The sequence below is a fragment of the Actinomyces ruminicola genome, assembly GCF_900103885.1.
Taxonomy (GTDB): domain Bacteria; phylum Actinomycetota; class Actinomycetes; order Actinomycetales; family Actinomycetaceae; genus Actinomyces; species Actinomyces ruminicola.
Genome location: NZ_FNIM01000001.1, coordinates 66450 through 83722, shown reverse-complemented (window position 1 = coordinate 83722; position 17273 = coordinate 66450). Strand labels below are relative to the sequence as shown.

The 17273-nt window shown below is 71.4% G+C and carries 16 protein-coding genes; all 16 read left to right on the top strand.

The genetic code is table 11. The annotated features are described in order from the left end of the window. Positions 1-68 precede the first annotated feature (68 nt). The 16 genes from BLR49_RS00390 (at position 69) to BLR49_RS00315 (ending at position 17270) form a co-directional block, all read left to right on the top strand. Positions 69-1688 (top strand): UDP-N-acetylmuramoyl-L-alanyl-D-glutamate--2,6-diaminopimelate ligase, encoded by a 1620-nt coding sequence (locus tag BLR49_RS00390; RefSeq protein ID WP_092531769.1) that lies wholly within the window; start codon positions 69-71, stop codon positions 1686-1688. Further along, entirely contained in the window at positions 1685-3160 is a 1476-nt protein-coding gene (locus tag BLR49_RS00385) for a UDP-N-acetylmuramoyl-tripeptide--D-alanyl-D-alanine ligase (protein ID WP_092533247.1), read from the top strand. The genes BLR49_RS00390 and BLR49_RS00385 overlap by 4 nt, the downstream gene beginning before the upstream one ends. Beyond that, on the top strand, positions 3157-4245 hold the full coding sequence (gene mraY / locus BLR49_RS00380; RefSeq protein ID WP_092531766.1) for a phospho-N-acetylmuramoyl-pentapeptide-transferase: 1089 nt from the start codon (positions 3157-3159) through the stop codon (positions 4243-4245). The genes BLR49_RS00385 and mraY overlap by 4 nt, the downstream gene beginning before the upstream one ends. A gap of 97 nt (positions 4246-4342) precedes the next feature. Continuing rightward, the gene (gene murD, locus BLR49_RS00375) at positions 4343-5875 is read left to right on the top strand and encodes a UDP-N-acetylmuramoyl-L-alanine--D-glutamate ligase (RefSeq protein ID WP_092531763.1); all 1533 of its coding nucleotides are present in this window, start codon (positions 4343-4345) and stop codon (positions 5873-5875) included. 1 nt (position 5876) lies between these two features. Further along, the gene (locus BLR49_RS00370) at positions 5877-7169 is read left to right on the top strand and encodes a peptidoglycan glycosyltransferase FtsW (protein WP_092531760.1); all 1293 of its coding nucleotides are present in this window, start codon (positions 5877-5879) and stop codon (positions 7167-7169) included. Next, positions 7162-8415: a UDP-N-acetylglucosamine--N-acetylmuramyl-(pentapeptide) pyrophosphoryl-undecaprenol N-acetylglucosamine transferase gene (locus BLR49_RS00365; protein WP_092531757.1), complete on the top strand. Its 1254-nt coding sequence runs from the start codon at positions 7162-7164 to the stop codon at positions 8413-8415. Before BLR49_RS00370 ends, BLR49_RS00365 begins: the two co-directional genes overlap by 8 nt. 2 nt (positions 8416-8417) lie before the next feature. Then, positions 8418-9935, top strand: a complete 1518-nt coding sequence (gene murC / locus BLR49_RS00360; protein WP_425425743.1) for a UDP-N-acetylmuramate--L-alanine ligase — start codon at positions 8418-8420, stop codon at positions 9933-9935. Next, the gene (locus tag BLR49_RS00355) at positions 9932-10852 is read left to right on the top strand and encodes a cell division protein FtsQ/DivIB (protein WP_092531754.1); all 921 of its coding nucleotides are present in this window, start codon (positions 9932-9934) and stop codon (positions 10850-10852) included. Before murC ends, BLR49_RS00355 begins: the two co-directional genes overlap by 4 nt. 146 nt (positions 10853-10998) lie before the next feature. Next, positions 10999-12228 (top strand): cell division protein FtsZ, encoded by a 1230-nt coding sequence (gene ftsZ, locus BLR49_RS00350; protein ID WP_092531751.1) that lies wholly within the window; start codon positions 10999-11001, stop codon positions 12226-12228. 6 nt (positions 12229-12234) lie between these two features. Continuing rightward, positions 12235-13086 carry a purine nucleoside phosphorylase YfiH/LACC1 family protein gene (locus BLR49_RS00345; RefSeq protein WP_176765754.1) on the top strand — a complete coding sequence of 284 codons (852 nt, stop codon included), beginning with the start codon at positions 12235-12237 and terminating at the stop codon, positions 13084-13086. Positions 13087-13235: 149 nt separating this feature from the next. Then, on the top strand, positions 13236-13709 hold the full coding sequence (locus tag BLR49_RS00340; protein ID WP_092531748.1) for a cell division protein SepF: 474 nt from the start codon (positions 13236-13238) through the stop codon (positions 13707-13709). 20 nt (positions 13710-13729) lie between these two features. After that, positions 13730-14017: a YggT family protein gene (locus BLR49_RS00335; RefSeq protein ID WP_092533238.1), complete on the top strand. Its 288-nt coding sequence runs from the start codon at positions 13730-13732 to the stop codon at positions 14015-14017. A gap of 234 nt (positions 14018-14251) precedes the next feature. Further along, complete coding sequence (locus BLR49_RS00330) at positions 14252-14851, top strand: DivIVA domain-containing protein (protein ID WP_176765753.1); 600 nt, start codon at positions 14252-14254, stop codon at positions 14849-14851. Positions 14852-15015: 164 nt separating this feature from the next. Continuing rightward, complete coding sequence (gene lspA, locus BLR49_RS00325) at positions 15016-15621, top strand: signal peptidase II (RefSeq protein WP_092531745.1); 606 nt, start codon at positions 15016-15018, stop codon at positions 15619-15621. After that, on the top strand, positions 15618-16538 hold the full coding sequence (locus BLR49_RS00320; RefSeq protein ID WP_092531742.1) for an RluA family pseudouridine synthase: 921 nt from the start codon (positions 15618-15620) through the stop codon (positions 16536-16538). The genes lspA and BLR49_RS00320 overlap by 4 nt, the downstream gene beginning before the upstream one ends. Positions 16539-16652: 114 nt before the next feature. Then, complete coding sequence (locus tag BLR49_RS00315; protein WP_245690253.1) at positions 16653-17270, top strand: GNAT family N-acetyltransferase; 618 nt, start codon at positions 16653-16655, stop codon at positions 17268-17270. Positions 17271-17273 lie beyond the last annotated feature (3 nt).

The following is a 17273-nucleotide window of genomic DNA, read 5'->3' as shown; positions in this document are numbered from 1 at the left end:
CTCTTCCTGGCATGCGCCGCTCCGCGTTTGGCGGCCGTAACCGTCCTGTCACGATAGATTGGGGTTCTATGAGCAACCACGCCTACGAGTCGGCCGCCCGGCTGCGCCCGCAACGGTGCGCACCCACACCCTTGAGCGATCTCGCGCGGGCCTTCTCGCTGACCCCTGCCCGGCGCGAGGACGGAGGCACCGACTCGGTGGAGGCGCTGGAGGTGAGCGGCGTCAGCGTCGACTCCGGCGACGTGGCGTCCGGCGAGCTGTTCACCGCCCTTCCGGGTTTCAAGACCCACGGTGCCGCATACGCGGCCGAGGCCGTCGCCGCGGGAGCCGTGGCCGTGCTGACCGACCCCGCCGGCGCGGAACGGGTGCACGCCGACTGCCCCGGCACCCCCGTGCTCACCCACCCCGATCCACGCGCCGTTGCGGGGCCGCTGGCTGCGGCCGTCTACCACCGCCCGGCCGAGCACCTGCTCACCACCGCCGTTACCGGCACCAACGGCAAGACCACCACCTCCTACTTCCTTGACGCGATCCTGACCGCGCACCGGGGCGCCTGCATGATCGCGGGCACCGTCGAACTGCGCGTGGGCGACATCTCGGTCGAGTCCCCCCGCACCACCGTCGAGGCCCCGGTGCTGCAGCGCATGCTCGCCCTGGCTGCGGAGGAGGGTGTGGGCGCCGCCAGCCTGGAGGCCTCCAGCCACGCCATCGTGCTGCACCGCCTGGACGGGCTGGTGGTGGACGTCGCCGGCTTCACCAACCTCCAGCGCGACCACCTGGACTTCCACCAGACCATGCAGGAGTACCTGGACGCCAAGGCGCAGCTGTTCACCCCCGAGCACGCCCGCCGCGCCGTCATCTGCGTAGACGACGAGTGGGGCGCCCAGCTGGCCGAGCGCATCGCTGCCTCCGGGCAGATCCCGGTCGACCGGGTGCGGGCCTACACCGAGCACGCCGCCGGCCCGGACGGCACCGACTGGTGGGTCAGCGACGCCGCCGTATCCATGACCGACTCCGCCACCACCTTCACCCTGCACGGTCCCGCGGGCGAGACCATCGCCGCGGCCTGCCCGCTGCCCGGGCTCGTCAACGTCCAGAACGCCGCCCTCGCCCTGGTGATGGCCATTCGCGCCGGCGTGCCCGCCCAGACGGCGGTGGCCGCGCTGGCCACCGCCCACAACATCCCCGGCCGCATGCAGCGCATCAGCCAGCGCGACGGCGTGCGCGGAACCTGCATAGTCGACTTCGCCCATACCCCCGACGCCATGGAGCTGACCCTCAAGGCCGTGCGCCAGATCACCCCCGGGCGGCTCATCGTGGTCTTCGGCTCCGACGGCGACCGCGACCGCGGCAAACGGCCCCTGCTCGGCGAGGTCTGTGCCCGCCTGGCCGATGTACTCGTAGTCACCGATGAGAACCCCCGCAGCGAGGACCCGCAGTCGATCCGCGACGCCATCCTGCAGGGCGTGCGCGCCGCGCGTCCCGACCTGCGCGACGTGGAGGAGATCACCACCTGGCGGGGGGACGCGGTGCGCCGCGGCGTGGAGCTGTGCGGCCCGCAGGACACGGTCATCGTCACTGGCAAGGGGCACGAGCCCTTCCTGGAGATCGCCGATGAGTTCATCCGCTACAACGACGCCCCGGTCATGCGTGAGGCGGTCCTCGCCAAGTGGGGGGAGCCCGCATGATCGACCGCTGCCTGACTGAGATCGCCGCCTTCGCGTCCGGCACGCTGCTGCCGACCGACGCCGTCCCCGCACCGGGGCCGGAGATCGTGTCCACGGTGGTGACGGACTCCCGCCGGGTGGGTCCCGGGGCCCTGTTCGTCGCCCTGGCCGGCGAGCGCACCGACGGGCACGCCCACGTCGGCACGGCGGCAACCGCCGGGGCCATCGCCGCCCTGGTCAGCGATGTCGCCGCTGCGCGCGCCTCGCTCAGCGACGCCGGAGCCGTGCTGCCGCTGATCGAGGTGCCCGACACCGTGGCTGCGCTCGGGGCACTGGCTCGCCAGCACCTGGCAGACCTGCGCCGCCGGGCCGCTCGACACGGCGGGGCGCTGACCGTGGTGGCCGTCACCGGCTCGGTGGGCAAGACCACTACCAAGGACCTGACCCGCCAGCTGCTGGCGGCCCAGGCCCCGACCGTTGCGCCGATCGCCTCCTTCAACAACGAGATCGGCCTCCCCCTGACGGTGCTGGAGACCGACGCCGATACCCGCTTCCTCGTGCTGGAGATGGGCGCCTCCGCCCCCGGGCACATCGCCTACCTGACCGATATCGCCCCGCTGGACGCGGCCGCCGTGCTCATGGTCGGCCATGCCCACATGGAGGGCTTCGGCTCGGTGGACGGGGTCGCCCGGGCCAAGAGCGAGATCGTCCGCGGCCTGGTGCCCTCCGGGACCGCCGTGCTCAACCTTGACGACCCCCGCACCGCGGCCATGGCGGAGCTGGCCCCGAGGACGCTGACCTTCTCGGCCTCCGGAGCGCCGGAAGCGGACATCCGGGCCGACACCGTGGAACTCGACGCCGCCGCCCACGCCGTCTTCGACCTGCACCTGCCCGGCCTGGAGGCGCCCCGCAGGCTGCGGCTGGCCGTGCCGGGTGCGCACAACGTCGCCAACGCGCTCGCCGCCGCGGGCATGGCGCTCGCCGCCGGTGCCGCACCCGAACGCATCGCCGAGCACCTCGCCCACGTCCACCTGGAGAGCCCCCACCGGATGGATGTCACCCTCCTGGGCCGGGACCTGCTGCTGATCGACGACGCCTACAACGCCAACATCGACTCCATGACCGCCGCCTTCGACTCCCTGCACTCGCTCGCCGGCAGCCGGCGCCGGGTCGCCATCATCTCCGAGATGCTGGAACTGGGGGCCTCCTCCGCGGCGGACCACGCTCGCACCGGCGAACTCGCCGCCCAGAGCGGTGTTGCGCTGCTGGTGACCGTTGGCGCCGGCGCCGCCCCCGCCGCGGCGGCCGCCCGCGCCGCCGGCGTCGACACCCTGGAGCTGCCCGACGCCGACGCGGCCCTGACGGCTCTGGACGCACCGGACGGCCCACTGCACGACGGCGACGTCGTCCTGGTCAAGGGATCAAACGGGTCGGGCGCCTGGCGCCTGGCCGACCACCTCCGGGACAGCCTCAAGGAGATGCAAGCCCAATGACAGCAATCCTCGTGTCCGCGGCGGTCGGCCTGCTGGTGTCACTACTCGGCACCCCCCTGCTCATCCGTTTTCTGCAAAAGCGCGAGTACGGGCAGTTCATCCGGCAAGACGGCCCACAGGGCCACTTCACCAAACGCGGCACCCCCACCATGGGTGGGCTGGTCATCATTATCGCCACGGTGCTCGGCTACGCGGTGGCCAACCTCACCGAGCTGAGGACCCCGCACGCCAGCGGTGTCCTGCTGCTCTTCCTCGTAGGCGGTCTGGGGCTCATCGGCTTCATGGACGACTTCGAGAAGATCTCCAAGCAGCGCTCACTGGGGCTGAGCCCCTGGCAGAAGATCCTCGGCCAGGCCTTCATCGGCATCACCTTCTCGGTGGCCGCCCTGAACTACGCCAACAGCAACGGGCTGACCCCCGCCTCCACTCGCATCTCCTTCGCCCGTGACTCGGGTCTGGACCTCGCCTTCGCCGGGGTCATCGGCGGCATCATCCTGTTCACCATCTGGTCCAACTTCCTGATCACCGCCTGGTCCAACGCGGTCAACCTCACCGACGGGCTCGACGGCCTGGCCGCCGGCTGCTCCGCCATGGTGTTCGCCGCCTACACGCTCATCGGCGTGTGGCAGACCAACCAGTCATGCACCTACGGTCACGCCGACGTCGTCGCCACCCTGTGCTACCAGACCCGCGACCCGCGCGACATGGCCATGATCGCCGCTGCTCTCATGGGCGCCTGCTTCGGCTTCCTGTGGTGGAACGCCTCGCCGGCGAAGATCTTCATGGGGGACACCGGCTCGCTGGCCCTGGGCGGCGCCCTGGCTGGGCTGTCCATCCTCACCCGCACCGAGTTCCTGGCGGTGCTCATCGGCGGCTTGTTCGTCGCCGAGGTCATGAGTGACATCATCCAGGTGGTGTCCTTCAAGTCCACGGGCAGGCGCGTGTTCCGCATGGCTCCGCTGCATCACCACTTCGAGCTGGGCGGCTGGACGGAGGTCAACGTCGTCATCCGCTTCTGGATCATCACCGGCGTGTGTGTGGTACTGGGCCTGGGCCTGTTCTATGCCGAGTACCTGGTCTCCTGACTCGCCTTGATGAGGCTCCTCGGGCATGACGCCGTCGGTGCCGGCGCCCCACAGCACCTGCAACCAGTCAATCGCGAAACAGAGGTCATAGGCAGCGATGAGCAGCAGCACACCGGTTGAGGCACTTTCCGGGGCGCGTGTGGGCGTGGTCGGACTCGGTCGCACCGGCGTGGCCGTCGTCGACGTCCTGATCGCGCTGGGCGCCCGGGTGTCCGTCTTCGACACCCGCCGCTGCGCCATCGACGCCCTGGCGGGCACAGTCGGCGCGGAGACGGCCGCCCGCCTGACCGGCGCCACCTCCGGAGACGACGCGCGGCTGGCGGCCGCCATCACCGACAGCGACTTGCGCCTGCTCATCGTCTCGCCCGGAGTGCCCGCCACCGGGCCGGTGCTCGCCGCCGCTCGTGCCAAGGGCCTGGAGACTTGGAGCGAGATCGAGCTGGCCTGGCGCCTCCAGCGCGCCTCCGCTCGCCGGGATGTGCCCTGGCTGGCGGTCACCGGCACGGACGGCAAGACCACCACCGTAGGCATGCTCGCGGCGATCCTCGCCGCCGCCGGGCTGAACGCCCCCGCCGTCGGCAACATCGGCGCCCCCGCCATCACCACCGTCGCCGAGGGACGCGCCGACGCCCTGGCCGTCGAGCTGTCCAGCTTCCAACTGCACTCCACGCACACCCTCAGCCCCCTGGCGGCCACCTGCCTCAACCTCGCCCCCGACCACCTGGACTGGCACGGCGGCATGGCCGCTTACAGGGCCGACAAGGCCCGCGTCTACGCCCGCACCCAACGCGCCGCCGTCTACAACGTCGCCGATGTCGCCACCCTGACGATGGTCGAGGAGGCCGACGTCGTCGAGGGCTGCCGCGCTATCGGCTTCACCACGGCGGCGCCGACGCTGGGACAGGTCGGTCGGGTAGAGGACGTGCTCGTCGACCGCGCCTACCACGCCGACCGGCGCAGCAGCGGAATCGAGTTGGCCACCTTCGCAGATCTGGCGCACTTGGCCCCGGGAGGCGACGCCGCGCAGCTGCCCGCCCACGTCGTCGCCGACGCCCTGGCCGCCGCGGCCCTGGCCCTGGCCACCCCCGCCGTCGCCGCCGAGCCCGCGGCCATCGCCCGCGGACTGCGCAGCTACCGCCCGGGCGCCCATCGCATCGTCACCGTCGCCCAGGGCGGGGGAGTGACCTGGATCGACGACTCCAAGGCCACCAACCCCCACTCCGCTCAGGCCGCGCTGACCGCGCTGGGCGCGGGCACCGGCGTGTGGATCGTGGGCGGCGACACCAAGGGCGCCGCCTTCGACGAACTGGTGCGCGCCGTGCGCGGGCACCTGCGCGGCGCCGTCGTCATCGGCAAGGACCAGACCATCGTGTTGGAGGCGCTGGCCAGCCAGGCCCCGGGACTGCCCGTGACCGCGATTGCGGACGGGACCCCCGAAGCCGTGACCGATGCGGCCGTCGCCGCGGCCGCCGCTCTGGCCCGCCCCGGCGACACCGTCATGCTCGCTCCCGCCTGCGCTTCCTGGGATCAGTTCGACTCCTACGCCCAGCGGGGTGATCTGTTCGCCCGGGCCGCTGCCAGAGTCGCCCAGGCGGCCGCCGCCCCCGACGCCGACGAGGACGGGCGCTGAGATGGGGGAGGCACGGGGGAACGTCGACCGACGCCAGGGACCAGCTTGGTGGAGGCGCCTGCGGGGGGCGGATGGCCCGGTCAAGGGTGAGAGCAGCACCCTGAGCTATTACGCGCTGCTGATCGCAACGCTGGCTCTGCTCGCCTTCGGGCTGATCATGGTCTTCTCGGTGCAGTCGGTGACCACTGCCGCGCAGGGCGGCAACGCCTTCACCGCCTTCTCCAAGTACCTGGTATTCGCCGCCGTGGGGCTGGTGGGGATGGTCGTGCTGTCGCGGCTGCCACTGCGGGCGCTCAAGCGGCTGGCGTGGCCGGCGCTGCTGCTGGCCTTCGCCCTGCAGCTGCTGGTCTTCGTCCCCGGTATCGGCATTGACGTGTACGGCAACCGGAACTGGATTCAGCTGCCCGCCGGCCTGGGCACCGCCCAGCCCTCAGAGTTCATCAAGCTGGGGCTGTGCCTGTACCTGGGCGTCATGGTCTCCACCCGCCGGGACGCCTTCCTCGGCGGCGTGGGCACCGGGCGTGAGCTCGCCCGCTTCGCCGGTTGGATCCTGCTGCCGGCAGGCGTCGGCATCGGCATGGTCATGGCGGGCGGCGACCTCGGCACCGTACTGGTGCTCACTGCGCTGGTATCCGGGGCGCTTTGGCTGGGGGGTCTCGGCTGGCGCTGGTTCGCCACCCTGGGAATCGTGGGGCTGGTCGGCTTCGCGGGCGCCTCCATGCTGTCCGCCAACCGCCGTGGCCGGATCCTCGCCTGGCTGCACCCGGATCGCTACGACCCCCTCGACGTCGGCTATCAGCCCCTGCATGGGCGCTACGCCCTGGGCACCGGCGGCTGGTGGGGGGTTGGGCCCGGTTCGTCACGGCAGAAGTGGGGTTACCTCACCCAAGCCGACTCCGACTACATCTTCGCCGTGCTCGGCGAGGAGTTCGGGCTGGTGGGCGCCTTGTGCGTGATCGTTCTGTTCGCCGTGGTCGGCTGGTGCTGCCTGCGCATCATCCGTCGCAGCGAGTCCCTGTACGTCGCCGTGGCCACCGGTGGCATCATGACCTGGATCGTCGGGCAGGCCCTGATCAACATGAGCGTGGTGGTCGGGCTGTTGCCCGTGTTGGGCGTGCCGCTGCCGCTGATCAGTGCGGGAGGCTCCGCCCTGGTGTCGGTGCTGCTCGCCATCGGGGTGCTGCTCGCCTTCGCCCGCAACGAGCCCGGCGCGTCCGAGGCGCTGCGCTCCCGCACCGGCGCCGTACGCCGTACGCTGGCAGTCATCTCACCGCGCAGGAGGAAACGTGTCTGACACCCCCACCCAGGATTCCACTGCGGACGGCCACGCGGGCCGACCGCTGCGGGTGCTGCTCGCCGGCGGCGGCACCGCCGGCCACGTCAACCCCCTCCTGGCCACGGCCGCCGCCCTGCGCGATGCGGCTTCCGGCGGCGATCCCGACACCCGCATCCTGGTCCTGGGCACCAGGGAGGGGCTGGAGGAGCGACTCGTGCCCGAGGCCGGCTACCCGTTGGCCCACGTGCCCCGCGTACCCATGCCCCGCCGTCCCACCGGCGACCTGCTGCTGCTGCCGCGCCGTCTGCGCGGCGCCGTAACGGCCGCCGGGCAGGCCATTGAACAGATCGGGGCGGACGTCGTGGTCGGTTTCGGCGGGTTCGTATCCACCCCCGCCTATCTGGCCGCCCGCAGCGCCGGCGTGCCCGTGGTCATCCACGAGCAGAACGCCCGGCCCGGGCTGGCCAACCGCCTGGGCGCCCGTTGGGCCGCGGTCGTCGCCCTCACCTTCGCCTCCACGCCGCTCGCGGCCGCCCACGGCCGCACGGAGGTCACCGGGCTGCCGCTGCGCCCCGCGATCGGCGGCCTGGTCTCCCGCCTGCAGGCCGACGCCGACGCCGCCCGTCGGGAGGGGGCCGCGGCCCTGGGCCTGGACCCCGAGGCCCCCACCCTGCTGGTGACCGGAGGCTCGCTGGGAGCACAGCACCTAAATGAAGTCATGTGCGATTGCGCCGGCAGTCTGCCTGCCGAGCTGCAGGTGCTGCACCTGACCGGACGTGGCAAGGACGCGCCGGTGCGCACCGCTCTGGAGCAGGCGGCAGAGGGCGCCCCCGGGCTGCTTGAGCGCTACCACGTCCTGGACTACCTGACGGCGATGGAGCAGGCCTACGCCTGTGCCGACGGCGTCATCTGCCGCTCCGGCGCGGGCACTGTCGCCGAGCTCACCGCCCTGGGCCTGCCCGCCCTGTACGTCCCCCTGCCCATCGGCAACGGGGAGCAGCGGCTCAATGCCGCCGACTGCGTCGCGGCCGGCGGCGGGCGGCTCGTGGGCGACGCCGAACTGGACGTTGACGCCGTCCTGGACTTCACCGCTTTGCTCACGGACTCCTCCCGCCGTGCCGCCGCGGCGGCGGCAGCCGCTTCGACCGGGGTGCGTGACGGGGCGCAGCGACTGGCGGCGCTGATCCGTGACGTCGCCGGTGCACACCGCGGCGACACCGCCGCCCATGGAGATGACCCCGACAGCCAGGAGCAGAGCCAGTGACCGTGGAACACGCCTCCGACCACAGCCCGGTGCGGGAAAGCACGCCCGCGGCGCGAGACCTGACCGGCCACGCCTTCCACCTGATCGGTGTCGGTGGCGCCGGCATGAGTGTCGTCGCCCAGATCCTGACCGAGCGCGGCGCCGAGGTCACCGGTTCGGACGCCAACGGCGGCGAAGCCTTCGAGCAGCTGCGTGAACGGGGCCTGCAGGTGTTCCTCGGCCATGCTGCCGCCAACGTCCCGGAGCACGCCACCGTGGTGGTCTCCACTGCCATCAAGGGCTCCAACCCCGAGCTGCGCCAGGCACAGGACCGCGGACAGGCCGTGATCCACCGTTCGCAGGCCCTCGCCCTGGCCGCACGCGGCCGCGACTTCGTTGCCGTCGCCGGCGCCCACGGCAAGACCACTACGTCCGGCATGCTCGCCCAGGCGCTGACCGCCGCCGGTCAGGACCCCTCCTTCGCCATCGGGGGAGTGGTCCGCGCCCTGCACACCGGTGCCCACCTGGGTGCAGGCCGCGCCTTCGTCGCCGAGGCAGACGAGTCGGACCGCTCCTTCCTCAACTACGCGCCCAGTATTGAGATCGTCACCAACATCGAGCCCGACCACCTCGACAACTACGGCACCCCGGAGGCATTCGCTGCCGCCTTCGTCGCCTTCGCCGAGCGTCTGGTGCCCGGCGGCCTGCTCATTGCCTGCGCCGACGACCCCGGAGCCCTGCGACTGGCCCGCCAGGCGGCAGCGGGCGGTGCCCGGGTGACCACCTACGGCACCACGGCTCCCGCTGCGATCCCCGGCGGGCCGGTTCCCGGTGCCGCCCACGTGCGGGTCGAGATCACTTCTCGCAGCGCCACCGGGACGCGCGCAGCACTCAGCCGCTGGGGAGGCGCCGGTTCCCCAGCAACCTGCGCGCAGCCCGACCTGGGACCGGTGCCGTTGGAACTGAGCATGCCGGGCGACCATGTGGCTCTCGACGCCGCGGCCGCCTGGGAGGCCGGACGGGAGCTCGGCGTCGCCCCGATCACCATGGCCCAAGCCCTGGGTGGCTTTGACGGCACCGGCCGCCGGTTCGAGGAGCGCGGTGAGGCGGCCGGCGTGCGCGTCATTGACGACTACGCCCACCACCCCACCGAGATCGAGGCATTGCTGACGGCCGCCCGGGAGGTTGCCGAGGCTCGTGGCGGGCGGGTCATCGCCCTGTTCCAGCCCCATCTGTTCTCCCGCACCCGCAACTTCGCCGACCGTTTCGGCGCCGCCTTGGCGGGCGCCGACTACACGATCGTCACCGCGATCTACCCCGCTCGCGAGGTTCAGGCAGACTTCCCCGAGGTCACTGGCCGGTGCGTGGTTGATCGCCTCCCGGGCAACGGCAGCTACATCGCCGACGCCGAGGCCGCGGCGCGCGCCGCGGCAGAGCTGGCCCGCCCCGGCGACCTGATCCTGACCATCGGTGCCGGCGATGTCACCCGCCTGGGACAGGTGATCCTGAGCGCTCTCGCCGAAGGCACAGACCCGGCATGATGCGCAAGCCGAGCCGGCCCCGCCCGCGCGGCGCCGCAGACTCCGCCGAGGTCCCGCAGGCCGATCCCGTCCCCGCTGCTGCCGCCGACTCGGTCCCCGAACGCGTCGGCGACGAGCTGACCCCGGCCGGTTACGGCGGGACGGCGCGAGTGCTTGCCACACGGGGGGAGAACCGCGACCGGGTGGTGTCCACCGGGCTGGCCGATCGGCTCGAGGAGCGCCGCCGTGCGCACCGTCGCCTGCGCCACGGCAGGCTGCTGCGGGCAGCGGGTGCCCTGACGGTCGCCGCCCTGCTGGTGTGGGCGGCCCTGTTCTCGCCCCTGCTGGCGCTGCGCCCGGCGGAGATCACGGTTACGGGAGCGGATGCCACCGTGGATGCCGGCGCGGTGCAGGAGGCGCTATCGGCTCACACCGGCCAGTCCCTGCTGCGCCTGGACGTCACCGCCCTGGGCGAGGAGGTCGCCGACTCGCTGGTCCGGGTGAAGTCAGCGACGGTGACGCGCTCCTGGCCGCATGGCCTGTCGGTGCGGCTCAACCTGCGCGTGCCGGTAGCCGTCCGGCAGACCGATGACGGCTACGAGGTGCTCGACGGCGAGGCGGTGGTGCTCGAGACGCCGACGCGGGCGCCAGATGGCCTGGCCGTAATCGCGGCGGAGCCCGGGCGGGACCTGTCTGAGTCCCAGGTGGCGGCAGTGACCGAGGCCATCGGCAGCCTCAACGCCGACGTGCGCGCCCAGGTGGCCGAGGGGAAGGTTTCCGACACCGGACAGGTGACCCTCACCCTCACCAGCGGTGCCAAGGTGGTGTGGGGAGACAACACCGAAAACGCCCTCAAGGCACAGGTGCTGGCGGTGCTGCTCGGGCAGGAGGCACAGACCTACGACGTGTCCAGTCCGCACAGCCCGACCACCTCCTGACACGCCGAACCAAATCCCCCGGAGGCGGCTGGGAGCCCCATAGCGTTGGGCACGTCATTGGAAGAATGACATAAGTATAGACCTCGACTTCAGGTTGAAGGTTGAGGGGAGTCCCCGGGGCTCGGCACTACACGCGGAGGCAGACAGTGGCGGAATCGCAGCACTATCAAGCAGTCATCAAGGTGGTGGGCGTTGGCGGCGGCGGCGTCAACGCCGTCAACCGCATGATCGAGGCCGGTCTGCGCGGCGTCGAGTTCATCGCCGTCAACACCGACGCGCAGGCGCTGCTCATGTCCGACGCCGATACCAAGCTGGACGTCGGTCGCAACCTGACCCGTGGTCTCGGTGCCGGCGCGGACCCGAGCATCGGCCGCAAGGCCGCCGAGGACCACCAGGACGACATCCAGGAGGCCCTCGAGGGGGCCGACATGGTCTTCGTGACCGCCGGCGAGGGCGGCGGCACCGGCACCGGCGCCGCTCCCATCGTCGCCAAGGTGGCCCGCTCCCTGGGCGCCCTCACCATCGGTGTGGTCACGCGGCCCTTCGCCTTCGAGGGACGGCGCCGGGCCACCCAGGCGGAGGACGGCGTTACCAACCTGCGCGCCGAGGTCGACACCCTCATCGTCATCCCCAACGACCGGCTGCTGCAGATCGCCGACCGCAACATCAGCGTCGTCGACGCCTTCAAGCAGGCCGATCAGGTGCTGCTGCAGGGTGTTCAGGGCATCACCGAGCTGATCACCACGCCCGGCTTGATCAACGTGGACTTCAACGACGTCAAGTCCGTCATGCAGGACGCCGGCAGCGCCCTGATGGGCATCGGCTCCGCCACCGGGGAGGACCGCGCCCTGACCGCCACCGAGCAGGCGATCGCCTCCCCGCTGCTGGAGTCCTCCATCGACGGCGCTCACGGGGTGCTGCTCTTCTTCCAGGGCGGAAGCGACCTGGGGCTGTTCGAGATCTCCGAGGCCGCCAACCTCGTCCGCGAGGCCGTTCACCCCGAGGCGAACATCATCTTCGGCAACGTGGTTGACGGCGCCCTCGGCGACGAGGTGCGCGTCACCGTGATCGCCGCCGGCTTCGACGAGGAGACCCCCGCCGACGCCGGTGTCGAGGCGGGCAACGTGAGCCTGTCGCGTGCTGCCGCAACTGCCCCGGCCCGCACCGCGAGCCCCGCCACCCCGGCGCGCGGCGCTCACGCCGCCGAGAACCCGATTACGCGGCCGGTGCCGACGGTCTCGGAGCCCGCCACGTCCGAGGTGCCGACCTACGTAGACGACTCGCTGCCCGAGGCCGAGCCGGAACTGGCCGTCCCCCGGATCATCGGCGTCGACGCCGAGAAGGACGACATCGACCTGCCCGACTTCCTGCGCTGACCGGTGCTGGACGACGCGCGCACGCGCGGGCTGATCACGGTCGACCTGGGCGCCGGTGCCGCCGGGTACTTCACCACCCGCACGGCGCCGGACGCGCCCGCCGCGGAGGGCGGCCCATATGCGGGCTTCAACCTCGCCCTCCACGTCGGCGACGACGCCGCACGAGTCGTCGGCCACCGGAATCGGCTCGCGCGTGCACTCGGCGTCGGCTCGGGCCCAGCCGCGGCTGCGGGCGGAGACGACCTCAGCCGGGCCGGCATCGCCTGGATGAACCAGGTCCACTCCACCAGCGTTGCCGCCGCACGGGCCGACGCGGCGCCGACCGCCGACGCCCTGCTCCTCGACACCCGCGCCGCGGATCCGGGCCATGCCGACTCCCGACCGCGAGCCTCCGCGCGGCCGGGGCCGGCGGCCGCTGCCGTGCTCGTCGCCGACTGCGTGCCGCTGCTGCTGGCCGGCGCCGATGGTGCGGTCGTGGCCGCTGTCCATGTCGGCCGTCGGGGCCTGCTGGCAGGCATTGTTCCGGCGGTCTTGGATGCTCTGCGCGTCGCCGGGGTGGATCCTGCCGGTGTTTGCGCCGCGATTGGTCCTGCGATCTGCGGCGCCTGCTATGAGGTCCCCGAACAGCTGCACGACGACGCAGCTGCGATTGAGCCGGTCTGCGCGGTCACCACCCGCTGGGGCACTCCCGGCATCGACCTGGCCGCCGGCGTGACCGCTCAGTTGAGGCGTGCCGGGGTGCGGCACGTCACCGACGTTCAGCGGTGCACCTACGAGGATGACGGCCTGTACTCGTATCGTCGTGACGGCGTCACCGGGAGGCAGGCCGGCGTCGTGGTGCCGGCGCCGCGCCGATAGGGCGGCCGGACCGCGATTAGTGGCGCCGCGGCCGCCTCGCAATGCCGTCATCCGATGACACGCCGCGGTGAATCAGCTGTCTGACCGTCCCTGCCCGATACCGTCAACCACGTCCGGATCGCAGGGACCGGACGGACAAGGAGCAACTCATGAGCGCACTGCGCAAGATGACCAACTTCCTCGGCTATTCCGAGCCTGTCGACGGAGACTACGCAGACGTCCCCGAGGACTCTCGCGCCGACTTCACCCAGGACCTCGCGGACGACTACGCCGACCGCGAGGTCGGCGACAACGTCTATGAGGCGCCCTTCGAGGAGGTGCCCGCGCCCGCCGAGACCCCGGACCTGCGCCGCATCGTGACCGTGCACCCCTCCACCTACAACGAGGCGCGTGTGATCGGTGAGTCCTTCCGGGACGGCGTTCCCGTGATCGTCAACCTCACCAACATGAGCGAGTCGGACGCCCGCCGTATGGTGGACTTCGCCGCCGGGCTCGTGTTCGGCCTGCACGGCGCCATTGAGCGGGTCACCCCCCGCGTCTTCCTGCTGACTCCGACCTCGGTCGAGATTGACGACGGCGAGGGCGCCGAGGACGCCCACGGCCGCTTCTTCAACCAGAGCTGAGCAGGCTGGCCTCGGTGCACATGGCCCCACTGGTATCGATTCTGTCGAGCCTGCTCAACCTGTACGTCCTTATCCTGCTGATAAGGGTCGTGCTGGACTGGATTCAGCTGTTCGCCCGGAGCTGGCGTCCCACCGGCGTCGTGCTCGTGCTGGCCAACGTCGTGTATGGGCTGACAGATCCTCCGCTGCGCCAGATCCGCCGCTTCATGCCCCTGGTACGCCTGGGCGCGGTCGGAATCGACCTCAGCTTCCTGGTGCTGTGGTTCGGCATCGCCATCATCCAGCGGCTGCTCCTGCTGCTGGTGTGACGGCCGTGCCGGGACTCCGGGAAACCACAAAAGATCACAGCGACAACACAACACGCCCTGCAATGTGATGGTAGCGTGACTCCAGGGGCATCCGCGTAACGTTGGTGTGACGCCACGGGCGTGACATGCCCCTCTGAATATGGCCTGAACCTCGAGTTCAGGTATCCTGCCCGCATGAGTCGCCGGTTCTCCGGTGCTCGTGGCATCTTCCGTAACGACACCGAGGTGACGACTATGACGCTGCTGACTGCAGACGACGTCCTCAATAAGAAGTTCCAGGCAACCAAGTTCCGCGAGGGATACGAGCAGGACGAGGTCGACGAGTTCCTTGACGAGGTCGTCGAGGCCATGCGCCAGCTCGAGGCTGAGAATGCCGACCTGAAGGCCAAGCTCGAGGCCGCCAACGCCCGTGTGGCGGAGCTGGGTGAGGGCGCGCAGGCTGCTCCCGTCGCCGCGCAGGAGACCACCGTGGTGGAGCCCGTCGTTGAGCAGGCCCCCGCTGCGGTCCCGGACGAGTCCCAGGGGCCTGCGGCCGCCTCCGGCATGCTCGAGCTGGCCCAGCGCCTGCACGACGAGCACGTTGCCAACGGCAAGGCCGAGGGCGAGCGCATCATCGCCGAGGCCCGCGCAACCGGTGAGCAGGTTGTCCGCGAGGCCGAGGACCAGCGCAACCGCACCCTGGCTCAGCTCGAGAAGGAGCGCTCCGGCCTGGAGCACAAGATCGACGAGCTGCGTCGCTTCGAGTCCGACTACCGCACCCGCCTCAAGAGCTACCTGCAGAACCTGCTCAGCACGGTCGAGGACGGCAACGAGGCGGCGACCCCGAGCCTGTAACGGTCAACCGGCGCAGCCCGGCGCGATTCTTGGCGCCGCCGCTGACGCCATCGGACATCCGCCGGTCGGGGGCGGCGCACCTGCCTGGGCGCCGCCCCCGACCCGTGTGTCTTGGCCTCCCGTGCCCGGAATCCGTGTACATCCGCACCAACCCGTGAAGGACCATGAGCGACCCCACCGAATCCGTAACGCCGATCCGGCCTGACCTGGCCGGAGAGCACGCCGTCGCTGCGACGGGCGAGTCCGGTCGACGTCCCCGGCGCTACCTCGCGGTGCTGTGGATGCTGGCCCTGGCGGTGGTGGGGCTCGACCAACTGACCAAGGCTTGGGCGGTTGCGGTCCTGTCCGACGGGCACCGCGTACGGCTGCTGGGCGACTGGCTGACCCTGGTGCTGGTGCGCAACCCCGGCGCCGCCTTCTCCTTCGCCACCGGTCAGACATGGATATTCGCCCTCATCGCCGGCATCGTGACCGCGGTGGTGATCCGGGCGTCGCGGCGGCTTGGCTCGCTGTGGTGGGCGGTTGCTCTCGGCCTGGTGCTGGGCGGTGCGGTGGGCAATCTCATCGACAGGCTCGCGCGGGCCCCCGGTGTGCTGCGCGGGCACGTCGTCGACTTCATCGACTACGGGGGCTGGTTCGTGGGGAACATAGCCGATATCGCGATTGTGGGGGCCGCCGCCGTCATCATGGTGCTGTCCCTGCGCGGCCGGGAGCTCGACGGTACGCGTGCGGGTGACGGCCGTGGCCGCCACGCGGAGACCGAGGCATGAGCCTGCGCCTGCTGCCGGTTCCGGACGGGCTGGTGGGCCAGCGCGTCGATGCCGCCCTGGCCCGCATGACCGGTCTGTCCCGCTCGAAGGTGGAGGCCCTGTGCGCCGCGGGCAGGATCCGGATCGACGGCGCCCCGGCGGACAAGTCCTACCGCCTGGAGACGGGCGCGATGATCGAGGCCGACTTGCCCGACCCCCGCCCCGAGCAGCCGGAGCCCACGCCGGTCCACGGCCTGGGGATCCTGTACGAAGACGCTGACATCGTCGTCGTCGACAAGCCGGCCGGCGTTGCGGCCCACCCCTCCGTCGGCTGGGAGGGGCCGGACGTGCTCGGGGCCCTGCGGGCCATGCAGGTGCGCGTGGCCACCTCCGGAGCCGCCGAGCGCCAGGGCATCGTCTCGCGGCTGGACGTGGGCACCTCCGGCGTCATGATCGTCGCCAAGGGGGAGCAGGCATACTCCGTTCTCAAGCGTGCCTTCCGGGAGCACGCCGTGGACAAGGTCTACCACGCCCTGGTGCAGGGCCACCTGGATCCGTCCTCGGGCACAATCGACGCCCCGATCGGTCGGCACCCCGGGCGGGAGTGGAAGATGGCGATCGTGGACGGCGGACGCGAGTCCATCACCCACTATGACGTCATCGAGGCCATGCCCCGCGCCAGCCTGGTAGAGATCCACCTGGAGACCGGGCGCACCCACCAGATCCGCGTGCACATGGCGGCCGTCGGCCACCCCTGTGTGGGAGACTCCACTTACGGCGCCGACCCCGCCCTGACCGCACAGACCGGGTTGAAGCGCCAGTGGCTGCACGCCACCGAGCTGACCATCGCCCACCCCATCACCGGTCGGCGGCTGACCTTCCACAGCGACTACCCGGACGACCTGGCCCACGCCCTGGAGGTCCTGCGCCTGCCCTGAATTCGCCGAGATCGGTAGAAGTTACGTGCCGAGATCGGTAGAAGCGGTCGTCCGGGAGGGGAGCTACGCTGGCCGTACTCGTACCGCGCGCCCCGGAGGTGAATCGTGCCCGACGTGCCCAGCCCGACCGTCCGCCCGCCGCTGTGCATCGAGCCGTTGCGCGCCGTCGTCGAGCCGGTTCACTTCGCGACCGCCCGGGGCGACGATGCCGATCCCGCCCTGGACGCGCTGCGGCGCGGACTGGTAGACGTGCGCCTGGAGGTATTCGTCGCCGAGCAGGACGTCCCCCTCGCGCTGGAGGTCGATGCCCGTGACTTCGAGGCGACCACCATCCACGTGCTCGCCTCCGGAGCCGACGGCGTCCCGCTCGCCGCCGCTCGGCTACTCCTCGACCCCGACCATCCCGACCGGGTGCATCTGGGACGCCTGGCCGTCAGGCGAGCGGCCCGCGGCACCGGGCTTGGGGCGCGGATGGTGACCGCCGTCGAACGGGCCGCGCTGGAACACGCCGCCGCGGTCGGATCGGCGGCGGCCCACGGCGAGTCCCAAACCAGTACCGCGGCGGCATCCGTCGAGCCCCCTGCCACTATCACCGTGGTGCTCTCGGCGCAGGAACAGGCCATGGGCTTCTACCGGCGCTGCGGCTACCGGGCGCTCACCGGGGAGCGCTACCTGGACGCCGGCATCTGGCACCAGGACATGGCCCGCACCCTGTGCGTGCCCCTAGGATGAGGC